General features: G+C 36.3%; 12 protein-coding genes and 1 pseudogene. 9 read left to right on the top strand and 4 right to left on the bottom strand.

Annotated elements, in window-relative coordinates:
- On the top strand, positions 1-932 hold a 932-nt coding region (locus tag VLB74_RS07145), incomplete at its 5' end, for an Hsp70 family protein (protein ID WP_325202772.1).
- Between the two features lie 138 nt (positions 933-1,070).
- Here the strand turns inward: VLB74_RS07145 and VLB74_RS07140 are convergent.
- The 4 genes from VLB74_RS07140 to VLB74_RS07125 form a co-directional block, all read right to left on the bottom strand.
- Positions 1,071-1,391: a hypothetical protein gene (locus VLB74_RS07140; RefSeq protein WP_325202771.1), complete on the bottom strand. Its 321-nt coding sequence runs from the start codon at positions 1,389-1,391 to the stop codon at positions 1,071-1,073.
- Between the two features lie 19 nt (positions 1,392-1,410).
- Positions 1,411-1,854: a hypothetical protein gene (locus VLB74_RS07135; protein WP_325202770.1), complete on the bottom strand. Its 444-nt coding sequence runs from the start codon at positions 1,852-1,854 to the stop codon at positions 1,411-1,413.
- 156 nt (positions 1,855-2,010) lie between these two features.
- On the bottom strand, positions 2,011-2,538 hold the full coding sequence (locus tag VLB74_RS07130; RefSeq protein ID WP_325202769.1) for a hypothetical protein: 528 nt from the start codon (positions 2,536-2,538) through the stop codon (positions 2,011-2,013).
- A gap of 26 nt (positions 2,539-2,564) precedes the next feature.
- The gene (locus tag VLB74_RS07125) at positions 2,565-3,605 is read right to left on the bottom strand and encodes an outer membrane protein assembly factor BamB family protein (RefSeq protein WP_325202768.1); all 1,041 of its coding nucleotides are present in this window, start codon (positions 3,603-3,605) and stop codon (positions 2,565-2,567) included.
- A 256-nt stretch (positions 3,606-3,861) separates the two neighbouring features.
- On the opposite strand from VLB74_RS07125, the pseudogene VLB74_RS13430 reads away from it, so the two are divergent.
- The 8 genes and pseudogenes from VLB74_RS13430 to ettA all read left to right on the top strand — a co-directional run.
- A pseudogene (locus tag VLB74_RS13430) lies at positions 3,862-4,003 on the top strand (IS982 family transposase); the annotation flags it as partial.
- A 150-nt stretch (positions 4,004-4,153) separates the two neighbouring features.
- Positions 4,154-4,747 carry a hypothetical protein gene (locus VLB74_RS07120; RefSeq protein WP_325202767.1) on the top strand — a complete coding sequence of 198 codons (594 nt, stop codon included), beginning with the start codon at positions 4,154-4,156 and terminating at the stop codon, positions 4,745-4,747.
- Between the two features lie 174 nt (positions 4,748-4,921).
- The gene (locus VLB74_RS07115) at positions 4,922-5,098 is read left to right on the top strand and encodes a CAL67264 family membrane protein (RefSeq protein WP_240473162.1); all 177 of its coding nucleotides are present in this window, start codon (positions 4,922-4,924) and stop codon (positions 5,096-5,098) included.
- 376 nt (positions 5,099-5,474) lie between these two features.
- Positions 5,475-6,551, top strand: coding sequence for a type II asparaginase (locus VLB74_RS07110; RefSeq protein ID WP_325202766.1), 1,077 nt, complete (start codon positions 5,475-5,477; stop codon positions 6,549-6,551).
- A 141-nt stretch (positions 6,552-6,692) separates the two neighbouring features.
- The gene (locus VLB74_RS07105; RefSeq protein ID WP_325202773.1) at positions 6,693-8,093 is read left to right on the top strand and encodes an aspartate ammonia-lyase; all 1,401 of its coding nucleotides are present in this window, start codon (positions 6,693-6,695) and stop codon (positions 8,091-8,093) included.
- Positions 8,094-8,138: 45 nt separating this feature from the next.
- On the top strand, positions 8,139-9,449 hold the full coding sequence (locus tag VLB74_RS07100) for an OprO/OprP family phosphate-selective porin (RefSeq protein ID WP_325202765.1): 1,311 nt from the start codon (positions 8,139-8,141) through the stop codon (positions 9,447-9,449).
- 188 nt (positions 9,450-9,637) lie between these two features.
- Positions 9,638-10,774, top strand: a complete 1,137-nt coding sequence (locus tag VLB74_RS07095) for a DUF481 domain-containing protein (RefSeq protein ID WP_325202764.1) — start codon at positions 9,638-9,640, stop codon at positions 10,772-10,774.
- Between the two features lie 341 nt (positions 10,775-11,115).
- Positions 11,116-12,807: an energy-dependent translational throttle protein EttA gene (gene ettA, locus VLB74_RS07090; protein ID WP_325202763.1), complete on the top strand. Its 1,692-nt coding sequence runs from the start codon at positions 11,116-11,118 to the stop codon at positions 12,805-12,807.
- Positions 12,808-12,860: the final 53 nt, after the last annotated feature.

Here is a 12,860-nt window from a genome sequence, read left to right as displayed (position 1 = left end):
AAGATGCAGGTTTATCAACATCTGATATCGATGAAGTAATCTTAGTGGGAGGTTCAACACGTATCCCTGTAATTCAGGAGCAGGTTGAGAAATTCTTCGGTAAAAAACCATCAAAAGGAGTTAACCCGGATGAGGTTGTAGCGATTGGAGCTGCAATTCAGGGTGGTGTATTAACCGGAGACGTAAAAGACGTATTGTTACTTGACGTTACACCACTTTCATTAGGTATTGAAACTATGGGAAGCGTAATGACAAAATTAATCGACGCTAACACGACTATCCCAACTAAAAAATCACAGGTGTTCTCTACAGCGGCTGACAACCAGCCATCGGTGGAAATTCACGTATTGCAGGGTGAGCGTCCAATGGCAAACGATAACAAAACGATTGGTCGTTTCCATTTAGACGGAATTCCGCCAGCACCAAGAGGAGTACCTCAAATCGAAGTAATTTTCGATATCGATGCTAATGGTATTATCCATGTAACAGCTGTTGATAAAGGAACAGGTAAATCACATGATATCCGTATTGAGGCTTCTTCAGGATTGACTCAGGAAGAAATCGAAAGAATGCGTAAAGAAGCTGAAGTTAATGCCGAAGCTGACAAATTGGCTAAAGAAAGAGTAGACAAATTGAACGAGGCTGACGGAATGATTTTCCAGACTGAAAAACAATTGTCCGAATTCGGAGATAAATTATCGGAAGGAAATAAATCAAACATTGAGGCTGCTTTGGACGAATTGAAAAAAGCATACGAAACTAAAGATGTGGATACAATTCAACCGGCATTGGATAAAATCAATGAGGCATGGAAAAATGCTTCAGAGGAAATGTACAAAGCACAGGCTGAAGGACAAACTCACGAAGCACAACCACAAACGGATGCTTCAGGAGATACAACTCAGGATGTAGATTTCGAGGAAGTGAAATAATCTTCTGCAATCATAGATAAGGAACCACGCTTAACGGCGTGGTTTTTTTATAGAATACTTCCCAAAAAAGCGCTTAACTTAAACTGTAATTTTATTTGCACCTCCAGAAGGAAGCTGATAATGATTTTCATATTGAAGCTATTCGCAAATTTCATCAACCCAACGATTGGTTATTTTTCCTTTGCTGTCAATAGTAAAAACGGCTCCAATGGTACAGTTATTCACCCCTGTGGAATCTACCAAATACCGATAATCAAAACCGTTGTCAATGGGTGGTTCTCCGAGTATTTTTTTTACTTCCGAAGTTGTAATCGTTTTTGGCATTAACTCGACAGCTTTTACAAGGCTTTTGTAATCATTGTGCTTTTGATAGTGTTTTCCGTATTTTACTATTTCGGCTTTCGGTGCACAACTAAAAACAGAAGTAATCAGAACTATGTATATGCTATTTTTTGTCATTTGTAATTCCTGTATCAAATTATCTTTTACTTTTCAATTTGGCTATGATTTTTAACAAACCCTCTCGGTTTTTTGCCTCATGGTAAAATTTAGGAAGTTTTTCCAAAAGCGTAAAATGGGTTCGGTCTTTATGTTCCCGCAAAGTCGCACTAATGTACCGTTCCAAATACTCCAGATGTTTGTCGTTGTACGCCCAAAAAACCTCATTCTTGAAAGGAGATTTTAGCCATAACTCTACCTCAAAATACCAATTTGCTGTCATTTCCACTGTGCCTTTGGGAATTAAGGCTGTGGTGGTTTCTTTGTTGTAACCGCAATGAACACAAAACAAACGAGCTGTTTTGGCTTCAAAATTTACCGTAGCCATTGCTTTTTTGGCACAAGACGGACATACCACCCAAACTTCTTTATAAAAGTCGGAAAGGATTAGGTTTTCGTCTTGAAAGCGGTTGGGATTAGTCATTATTTAATTCGTTCTCCTTTTTATTTATAAAAAACTCTTCTTTTCCAATTCTTACTTTTGCAATGTCTTTTTCAAATTCTGTGGGAACTTCATAAATATATGGGGTTAATCTTTACTGTTTTTATTTAATAACCGTTGTATTATGGGTTTGTTTTACTAAAGATATTTTTTATTAGTGGCAACTATAAGTATTCTTGCTTTAGAGTATTCATTATCTTTATTGATTGTCAATTCATAAAGAGTATTATCCTTATCTTTAAAGTGTGTTTCATAAATGCAATAGCCGTTTTCTAATGCTTTTATTTCATTTCCGTCACCCAATTTATAGGTTCCACTAAATTTTTCGGAATTTTTTGTTGGCTTTCCAAAATCGGTTGTAAATTGAGATTTTATTGTATTGTAATTATTCAATAAATCTTCCCAAGTTTTAAATTCAATTACTAATTCACTTTCATAGGCTCTTTCTTTTTTTTCAGACATATGCACATAACAGCGCAACTTACTTGTATTCTCAAATGTTAATATCGTATTTCCATCTTTACCATCAGGACGCCACCCATGATAGTCAAAACCATCAGCTTCTAAAAGTTTAAAAATTTCACTTTCTGTTTTTCCAATTCCTAAATCTTGTCCAAATGATAATGTACTAATCAATAATACACCTAATAAAAATAATTTTTTCATACGTGTTTTTATTTAAAGTTTATTTGTTATTCTATTTTCAGGCCAACCAATTCCCCGTCATTCCTGGAAATCAGCCATACATTATTACCATTCAAAATAGCTTTATGAGGATTCCATTTACTTAAATCAAGTGTTTTGATGGTTTTATTATTTTTGAAATCGTAAACGCCAAGCATATTTTCATAAATAAACCAAACGGTGTTTTCCTCCACTTTCAAAATTTCCTTGTAGTTGTTTATACCCGTTTCTAATGGCGTAATAATTTTGTTTAAGACAATTTCTTTTTTTACCTTATTCTTTTCGTTGACTATTTTGAGTATATTTCCTTCTAAAATCAGGGTTGCATTTTTGGCATAATGGTATTTTGTTTCCTCGATAGTTACATTTTTTACCAGGATGTCTTTGTTGTACTGATTCAATAAATCGTAATGAATGTTGCAAAATTGTTCTTCAAAAGGAGGTTCGGTGGTTTTGTAATAGCAACCGCTGTCTTTGTCTAATGCATTGCCATTGTAATCCAATTCAAACCAATACTGATTTTCGTAATTCGCTACAATTTTGTCTTTAAAAAAATAGGGTTGAAGCGTAGCTCCATGACCAATGTATTTTTGCCATACTGTATGATTATTTTTCAAATCATAGGCTAAAATAGCCCCGCCAATTTGTGGAGAAACTGCGGCACAATACATAATAGTATCTTTAATAATGGGTTGGGTCGAAAATTCTTCCAGACTTATTTCTTGAACCAGTTCGCCGGTTTTGGCATTCAATTGTTCGCATTTACCTCCTGAACTTTCAACAAAAACATTATTTTGATGCGTTTTAGGGGCATTATTTGATTTGTTGCCAGAGTAATGGGACCAATTTAAAATTCCTGTTTTCGTATTGTGGGCATAAACAGTATAATCATTGGCGTTAAAATAGATTTGAGCGCCATCAATACTTATGGAAGAATAAAATTTGTCTAATTGATCCTTGGAGAAATTGATTTTTGAATGGAAGAATTCAGTTTGGGCAGAAATAGAAGTACTGATAAAAAGCACTGATAAAAAGCAAAATTTTGCCATGTTTAGTTCAGATGAAAGATTTAGTTAACAAAAATATATAAAAAAATGTTAAAAAACACCAGTTTTGATGCAATTATTTAAAGCGATAAAAAGGGCTATATATTGGATTTCAGTATCTTAATGTCGCCAAGCAAATCAGTATTCGTGTTAGAAATACAATTGCAAAACACCAATGAGATCCAATAAAATGAGTATAGACAGCTAACCTAATATTTTCAGAAATCATGAAAAAGGATTGGGAACTATTTTCTAAATCTTAATTAGACGGAATTATGCTAAATCTTTAGATGGTTTAAAACCAGAATTCCAGCAAAACATCTGCTTTGATGCTGATTCAGTATATCAACAAATTTATATTTGGCAGACCAATAAATAAGATTAAAAAACTAATTATTTGATTACACTCAACAGGTTATTTCAATGCTTTTTTTGAATATTTCTAAATTACTCTGTGAAATATGTATTGATTGGTTATGTTTTTTTTAAATGTTTGCATTTGTGAAAAAAAATTGTATTTTTCCAAAACCAAGAAACCTATTAAATAACTTATGAAAAAAACATTTTTATTATTTGCATTAGTATTGATGACAGCTGTGGGCTATAGTCAGAAAAAGAAAAAAAGCAGTTCAAAATCTGCAACCAATTCCGAAGTGTTAGCAAAATCGGATAAGATTTCAGCAGAAATCGTAAAGAATGAGTTTCATCTGTATCTGAATGAAGGTGTTAAAAAAGAAGTTCTTTTTACACGTCCGATTGATTCTAAAAAGAAATTGTCCGAATGTAAAATAACCAGTTTCAAAGCAAAAGACACCCAGTTGTATTATATTTCCTGGATCGAAAAAGGTACCAATAAAACCGATTTGAAAACAGAAGACATAACAAGTATTGTTTCTGAAATCTGGGATGTTTCGACAAAATCAAGGGTAGTAACCAATACACAAACCACTACAAACATTACTGAAAAAGTTTTTCTGGGAGGTTCAAAAGATGTTTCGGAAACCCAGCAAAGAAGGAGAAGTGAAGGATATGAGTTCAAATTATTGCCAAATGGAGATATTGTTTTTAAAGGCAAATCTTCTGAAACAAAACAGACCTACGATGGCATTGCAAAAAAATATGTTGCCACAGGTGGTAAGAAATAACAGAATCAATTAAAGCCGGAATTTTACCGGCTTTTTTATTAATCCGAAGAGGTAATTTTACGCTGAAACAAACTTTTGGCGATAAAAAATGTCAATGGAGAGATGAATTTTTGGATAACAACTTAAATTACGATATTTACAGTACTTAAATTAAATTCTAAAAGCAGAACTATGATGAACAAAAATACTGTTTTAGGCTGGGCAACTTTTATTATGATTGTCATGGGTTGTATATTGATAGGATTAGCAATATACCGTTATGCCGATGTAGCCGGATGGGGTTTTGCTGCTGTAGGTATAGGCTTTTTTTCCATTGCATGGGTTTTTAACGCGTTAAATGGGAGAGTTTGACCAAAAAATAATAGAAAGGAGCTTTTTTATAATTTTGGTTAGTCTGTATTGAAATTTTAAAAATTAAAAGCATACTGAAATAATTCAAAACAAGAGCCATGGTAATTTAGCCATGGCTCTTTGTTTTTATGTAGAATTCTGTCATTTATAAAGCACTACTTACAAAATAATGCAACAGTCTCTGAATTTGTAATAATTTACTTCTTAACGATTTTAGTTGCGCTTTATCGAACAAATATGTTAATTTTTTCAAAACTTGTTAAATTTATCATCCAAAAAACCTTTAAAGACAGCTGTGGTAACATTTTTTACCAAGCCATTTTTTTAGAAAGGGAATCAATTAAGCGTTATTAACCAACTCATAAATTTAAATCCAATGAAAACGAAAACATTTTCCACAATCACAATTAAAACACTAAGCTTGGTGCTTGGGTTGTTTTTTGTTTACAGTGTTCAGGCACAAAATTTACCAAGAGTAAAAATCCTTGCAACAGGGGGAACTATAGCAGGAGCAGGAGCTGCTGCTGATCAGGCTGGTTATAAAGCCGGTGCGCTTCCAATCGATCAGCTATTAAGTGCTGTTCCTCAAATACATAAATTCGCAACAGTAACCGGTGAACAGATTTCCAGTATCGGTAGTCAGGATATGAGCATCGAAATTTGGATGAAACTGAACAAACGAATCAACGAGATTTTCAGCAAAAATGAAGCCGATGCCATCGTAATCACTCATGGTACCGACACTCAAGAGGAAACTTCTTTTTTCCTTAATCTGACATTGAGAAGCGATAAACCCGTAGTTTTCACAGGTTCAATGCGTGCAGCTACTGCAATCAGTGCGGACGGGCCTAAAAACTTGTTTGATGCGGTAGTAGTAGCAGCAAGTCCGAACAGTAAAGGAAGAGGCCCGCTTGTAGTATTCTCTGAAAGTATTTTTGACGGAAGAGATATCGTAAAAACAAATTCAACCCATATGGAAGCTTTTGGCGCTCCTAATGCAGGTGCAATCGGACAGGTTTATGACGCTAAGCCGATTTATTATCAGGCATCAAGCAGAAAATCTGATAAAAACACGCCATTCGACATTGCCGGGGTGACAAAAATGCCTCGTGTTGAAATCGTTTATATGTATGCCGATGCGAATCCTTCTTTAATTAATGCTTTAGTTAATGAAAAAGTAGATGGAATTGTAATTGCGGGTGTAGGAAATGGAAATTTCAATAAAGCATATTACGATGCAATTGATGCCGCCGTGAAAAAAGGTGTTGTGGTTTGTAGAGCAACAAGATGTGTTTCCGGCCGTGTGGTTCTGAAAGATGAAGTTGACGATGACAAACTCGGAACTATTGTGAGTGACGATTTGAATCCGCAAAAAGCACGTATTCTGTTAATGCTGGGTTTAACCAAAACCAAAGATAAAAAACAATTACAGCAATATTTCTTTGAGTTCTAATCGCTCAGTGTAATAAATGTCCCTTGTAAAAAAAACTATTGGAATGATTTTTAAAATCAATTCCGAGTAAAACAAAAAGTCATGAGAAAAGCAAAATACATTCCTCTTATGTTGCTAATGATTATTTCATCGCAATATGCAATGGCTCAAGTCCGAACAGAAAAAGATTTGTTGGGCGAAAAGCAAATACCCGCTGATGCTTATTATGGAGTTCAAACGCTTAGAGCTTTGGAGAATTTTCAGGTTAGCGGAGTTAAAACAAATTTTTATCCCGATTACGTAAAAGCTTATGCAATTGTAAAACTGGCTGCTGCCAGAGCTAACGGCGAGGTTGGCCGGATGAAAAAAGATAGACTTGCAGCAATAGAAAAGGCTTGTCAGGCTGTGATGGATGGTAAGTATCACGACCAGTTTTTGACCGATTTGTATCAGGGTGGCGCAGGAACTTCGGCTAATATGAATGCCAATGAAGTACTGGCAAACATTGCTCTTGAGATGATGGGTAAGAAGAAAGGGGAATATCAGTACATCGAACCTCATGACGATTTGAACATGGGACAGTCTACAAACGATGTATATCCGACAGCCATACACATTGCTTTGATTCTGCATAACGATAAGCTTTTGAAAGAAGCCCAATTGTTATCGCAATCGTTCCATAAAAAAGGAGATCAGTTTAATAATCTGTTAAAGATGGGGCGTACCGAAGGGCAGGATGCCGTGCCAATGACATTGGGGCAGGAGTTTCATGCCTTCGGATATCAACTGGATGCAGCCATAGATGCAATGCGTAAATCGGAAGCTTATCTGTATGAAGTGAATATGGGAGCAACGGCTATCGGTACAGGACTGACAGCAACTCCTGGTTATGCTGAAAAATGTTCTGCACAACTGGCTAAAATAACAGGAAAACCGATTCATACATCTAAAGATCTTATTGCTGCCACAAGCAGTATGCAGGCTTTCGTGATGTATTCTTCTTCAATAAAAAATTTAGCTGTTACCTTGTCTAAAATCAGTAGTGATTTGATATTTCTTGCTACAGGTCCGCGCACAGGTATTTTCGAGATCAATTTACCGGCACTTCAGCCTGGCTCATCTATTATGCCCGGAAAAGTAAATCCTGTTATGCCGGAATTGATGAATCAGATTTGTTTTAAAGCAATTGGTAATGATGTAACGGTTACTTTCGCATCACAGGACGGACTTTTGCAACTGAATGCTTACGAACCGGTTGTTGCCGTGGCTATTATGGAATCTCAGGCGTTATTTTATAAATCAATGCCGTTATTCCGTAAAAACTGTATTGACGGCATTACTGCCAACGAAAAAGTACTGAAACATTACATCGAGCGAAGTGTTGGTATTGTTACTGCTCTGAATCCTGTACTTGGTTATGAAAAAACTACGGAGCTGGCAAAAGAAGCTCTTGAAACCAATAAGGGTATTCTTGAATTAATCCGTGAAAAGAAATTGCTTACCGAAGATCAGATCAAGAAATTGTTAGATCCGGCAGAAATGACAGGACAACAGAAAAAATAATTGTGGAATCTTTTTCGGAGTAATCCGGAAATAAAATGTGTCCCAATGAAATTATTTGAAATTGAAGGCAAAAGCCAAATAAAACAATCGAATCAGATAAAAAAAACCTTGTTATCACTGCTTTTTGTGGTAACAGGGTTTGTTTCGTTTGCACAAGATGTTCCCAAAGAACAGAGGCTTGACGGAACTGAAGGAGAAGTCTTTGAAGAAAAAGACTCAATCGTTCCTGAAAAAAAAATAACAAGAGGAAATGAATTTGAAAACGATGTGACCACATTGAGATTTGGAGGAGGTTTCATGTACGAACATGCATTTTACAGTCAGGATGATCCGAGTAAAGACCAGGTACAGTTATCTCCCGGATTTATTGTGAGGGATTTTAGGGTTACCATGTCAGGTAAGTTGAAAACCAAAAGTAACATAAGCTGGAAAGTCGGGATCATGTATGATGGTAATTCCAGAATCTGGCTCGCAAGGGAAAGCGGTGTCATGTTTGGGGTTCCGAAATTGTATGGGGATATTTTTGTAGGGCGGACCAAAGAAGGGTATTCAATGAGTAAGGTTATGAACGGATATTCCATGTGGCACATGGAAAGAAATATGTCTATAGATATTATTCCAATATTGGCCGATGGTGTGAAGTATATGGGGTTCCTTCCAAAGCAAAAAATAAACTGGAATATTGGCGTTTATACAGATGTGCTGTCTAAAGTACAGAGTTTTTCAAAATACAAATGGCAATTTGCTTCCAGAGTAGGCTATCTTCCGGTTTATACAGATGCCTTAAAACCGGTAATGCATATTGGGGTTAATTACAGGTATGGGGAGGTTAAAGATCATACGTTACAGGTAAGGTCACGTCCGGAGGCTAATCAGGCACCTTATTTCTTAGATACTGGAACTTTTTCCGTATTTAGCTCGAATCATATCGGAGGTGAATTTTATTACAGATCAGGTGCTTTCTTGTTAGGGTCTGAATACAATTTTCATATGATGAATTCGTCCGCAACAAATAATCCTATATTCCATGGAGGTGAAGTGTTTGTGGCTTATTCAATCACGGGAGAAGTACGCCCTTACTTTAGTAACCCGGGAATATTTTCATTCCTTAAACCAAAAAAATCGGTTTTCGATGGTGGTTATGGGGCTATTGAAGCAATTCTTCGTTTTTCTTCCCTTGATCTTAATGACGGAACTTTAACTGGTGGTGAATTTTGGAGAATTACGCCAATGGTCAACTGGTATCTTTCTGAAAATATCCGATTCTATTTTGCTTACGGATACGGAGTTTTGGATAAGGATAATCAGCAAGGTATCACTAACTTTTTCCAAAGCCGTGTATTACTTATGTTGTAACTGATAGAAGGTGTTGTATGCGGTTGTGAATTAAATACATGAGTCAAAGAATATTTTCCAAGTTAAAAAACTAAATGACTTATATGGTTTTAAAAAAGTATCAGGCCTGTTGTGTGTTAGGAAGCCAACAGGTTTTATTTTGTGTTTAAGTTTTAATTTAAAAAGGGATGTTTAGTTATTCAAAAACATTGAAGGTTTTACTGCTGGTCTTTCCATTGTTTTTGTATGCCCAAATCCCTGAAAAAACAAAAAAAGATTCCATTATTTCGGTGGAACATGACACATTGCCTAAAAATCTGGAAGTAGAAATTGATACTACACTTTCCGAAACAGAAAAAAAAATCAGAAAAGAGGCTTTTACACCCGATATCTTACACCTGATAAACGGCGACAGGTTAACTGGTAAAATTTTATCGTTTCAGCAAGGACGTTTGAGTTTTGATGCACAGGGCCCCGGTATCGTTTCCGTAAAATGGTACAAGATATTTTCTATTGATGGCGGAAGCAAAATATATAAGGTAGAAAGTATTTATGGTGAAATCTTCATTGGGAAAATAACCAATTCCCAAATTATGGGAGAAATAATCGTCTTAACCGAGCCTAAAAAAACGAAAATTAAGTTTGAGGAAATTCTAAGGATTTTCCCCCTTGAAGAAAAATGGTACGAAGGATTTAAAGGCGATATAGGAGCGGGGGTGAGTTATACAAAGTCGTCTGAAGTATTGCGTATCAGTGGGGAAAGCAATCTTTTTTATGTTATATCCCGATGGCGGTTCGTTAATAATTTCTCTTATATAGCCACGTCAACGGAAAGTTCGGATTATTCGGTGAGGATACAGGAAAACCTGCAGGAGTTTTATTCGCTGTACAAAAAATGGGTATTGTATCAGGCCAATGGTTTCAATAGGAACGACGAATTGGGTGTCGATGGAAAACTATCGTTTGGTTTCGGAATCGGAAATAATCTTATAATTACCGAACGCCAGAGGTTGCTTGTGTTTACAGGTTTTCTACAGAATTTTGAAGACACTATAGAATCGGATAAATTTATTGCTAACAGTGAATGGCCCGTAACATTGCAACATACGGTGTACAGCTTTTTAAGTCCGAATCTTTCCTCCTCATTAAAAATGGGCTCTTATGTCGGGATTACCGATAAAAGCAGATACCGTTTTGATTTGAGCGCTGATCTTACCTGGGAAATATTCAACGATTTCAAAATACAATTCACTTTCTATTACAATTATGATAATAAAAACCTGATCGGAAAAAATACGAAAGAAGATCATGGCACAGAATTGTCTTTTTTACTGGAGTTGAAGTAGGAGGAAAGAGGAAAGAGGAAACTCGTCACTTTAAAAAGAAATCTCGCTATTGTGGAGAGAATTATTGCTTCCGCGTAGAGAAATCTCGTTACTCCAACAGATAAATACAGGTGTTAACTGTGTTTTATGAAATTATAATCTGCGAAAATCTGCGAAATCTGCGAAATCTGCGTGAAATCTGCGTGAAATCATTCATTGGGGTTACAGGTTTAAATTCTCCAAAAATGCACTACAGAATTGCAAATCATCTTTTAAATTCTTTTATTTAACCTATCTTTGCCGTTATCTTTTTAAGATACGTATTCAGTAAAAAATCAAAAAATAAACATAAACAGTAAAGTATGTCAGACGATAAGAAAGTGATATTTTCGATGTCGAAGGTAAGCAAGACTTACTCAAGCACGAATAAGCAGGTTTTAAAAGATATTTACTTAAGTTTTTTCTACGGAGCTAAAATTGGTATCCTTGGTTTGAACGGTTCAGGTAAATCGTCATTATTAAAGATTATTGCAGGTGTTGATAAAAACTATCAGGGAGATGTGGTTTTCGCACCAAATTATACTGTCGGTTATTTAGAGCAGGAGCCGCATTTAGATGAAACTAAAACGGTTATTGATGTTGTTCGTGAAGGAGTTGCCGGAACTATGGCAATTTTGGACGAGTTCAATAAAATAAACGATATGTTTGGTTTACCGGAAGTGTATGAGGATGCCGATAAGATGCAGAAACTAATGGATCGCCAGGCAGAACTTCAGGATAAAATTGATGCTGCGGGAGCCTGGGAAATCGATACAAAATTGGAAATCGCAATGGACGCCTTACGTACTCCGGATGCTGATACGCCAATTAAAGTATTGTCTGGTGGAGAGAAACGTCGTGTAGCTTTATGTCGTTTATTATTACAACAACCGGATGTATTGTTATTAGATGAGCCTACCAACCACTTGGATGCTGAGTCGGTATTGTGGTTAGAGCAGCACTTGTCGCAATACGCAGGAACGGTAATCGCAGTAACACACGACCGTTATTTCCTTGACAACGTTGCAGGTTGGATTTTAGAACTAGACCGAGGTGAAGGTATTCCTTGGAAAGGAAACTATTCTTCTTGGCTAGAGCAGAAATCAAAACGTATGGAGCTTGAAGAAAAAACAGCTTCAAAACGTCGTAAAACGTTAGAACGCGAGTTAGATTGGGTACGTCAGGGAGCGAAAGGACGTCAGACCAAGCAAAAAGCGCGTTTACAGAACTACGACAAATTATTGAATGAAGATCAAAAAGAGCTTGACGAAAAATTAGAATTATACATCCCGAACGGACCACGTTTGGGAACGAATGTTATCGAAGCGAAAAACGTTGCAAAAGGATACGGAGACAAATTGTTGTATGATAATTTGAATTTCACGTTACCTCAAGCTGGTATCGTTGGTATTATCGGGCCAAACGGTGCAGGTAAAACTACCATTTTCAAAATGATTATGGATGAACTGAAACCGGACAGCGGGGAGTTTACAACAGGGGAAACCGTGAAAATTGCTTATGTGGATCAGTCGCATGCGAATATTGATCCTGATAAATCCATTTGGGAGAACTTCTGTGACGGTCAGGAATTAATCATGATGGGAGGCCGTCAGGTAAATTCAAGAGCATACTTATCGCGTTTCAATTTCGGAGGCAGTGAGCAGAACAAAAAAGTAGCTACACTTTCCGGAGGGGAACGTAACCGCTTACATTTAGCCATGACACTTAAAGAAGAAGGAAACGTATTGTTACTGGATGAGCCAACGAATGATTTGGATATCAACACGCTTCGTGCTTTAGAGGAAGGTTTGGAAAATTTTGCCGGATGTGCTGTGGTTATTTCCCATGACCGCTGGTTTTTAGACCGAATCTGTACGCATATCCTAGCCTTTGAAGGTGATTCGCAAGTGTATTTCTTTGAAGGTGGTTTCTCTGATTATGAGGAAAACCGTAAAAAACGTTTAGGAGATGTTGCTCCAACCCGAATCAAGTATAAAAAACTTATCAGAGGATAAAAAATTAAGGCGGCCTTCGGGTCGCTTTTTTTTAACAATTTTTATTTTGTTTA

The organism is Flavobacterium sp. (assembly GCF_035456225.1).
Taxonomy (GTDB): domain Bacteria; phylum Bacteroidota; class Bacteroidia; order Flavobacteriales; family Flavobacteriaceae; genus Flavobacterium.
The sequence above is the reverse complement of the archived record's forward strand: the minus strand, read 5'-3'. Positions and strand labels throughout refer to the sequence as shown.

Bases quoted from the DNA above. Each gene is read 5' to 3' on its own strand.
- VLB74_RS07115 (WP_240473162.1), top strand. From the start codon at position 4,922: ATGAACAAAAATACTGTTTTAGGCTGGGCAACTTTTATTATGATTGTC.
- VLB74_RS07100 (WP_325202765.1), top strand. From the start codon at position 8,139: ATGAAATTATTTGAAATTGAAGGCAAAAGCCAAATAAAACAATCGAAT.
- VLB74_RS07140 (WP_325202771.1), bottom strand. From the start codon at position 1,391: ATGACAAAAAATAGCATATACATAGTTCTGATTACTTCTGTTTTTAGT.
- VLB74_RS07125 (WP_325202768.1), bottom strand. From the start codon at position 3,605: ATGGCAAAATTTTGCTTTTTATCAGTGCTTTTTATCAGTACTTCTATT.
- VLB74_RS07110 (WP_325202766.1), top strand. From the start codon at position 5,475: ATGAAAACGAAAACATTTTCCACAATCACAATTAAAACACTAAGCTTG.
- VLB74_RS07120 (WP_325202767.1), top strand. From the start codon at position 4,154: ATGAAAAAAACATTTTTATTATTTGCATTAGTATTGATGACAGCTGTG.
- VLB74_RS07135 (WP_325202770.1), bottom strand. From the start codon at position 1,854: ATGACTAATCCCAACCGCTTTCAAGACGAAAACCTAATCCTTTCCGAC.
- VLB74_RS07130 (WP_325202769.1), bottom strand. From the start codon at position 2,538: ATGAAAAAATTATTTTTATTAGGTGTATTATTGATTAGTACATTATCA.
- VLB74_RS07105 (WP_325202773.1), top strand. From the start codon at position 6,693: ATGGCTCAAGTCCGAACAGAAAAAGATTTGTTGGGCGAAAAGCAAATA.
- ettA (WP_325202763.1), top strand. From the start codon at position 11,116: ATGTCAGACGATAAGAAAGTGATATTTTCGATGTCGAAGGTAAGCAAG.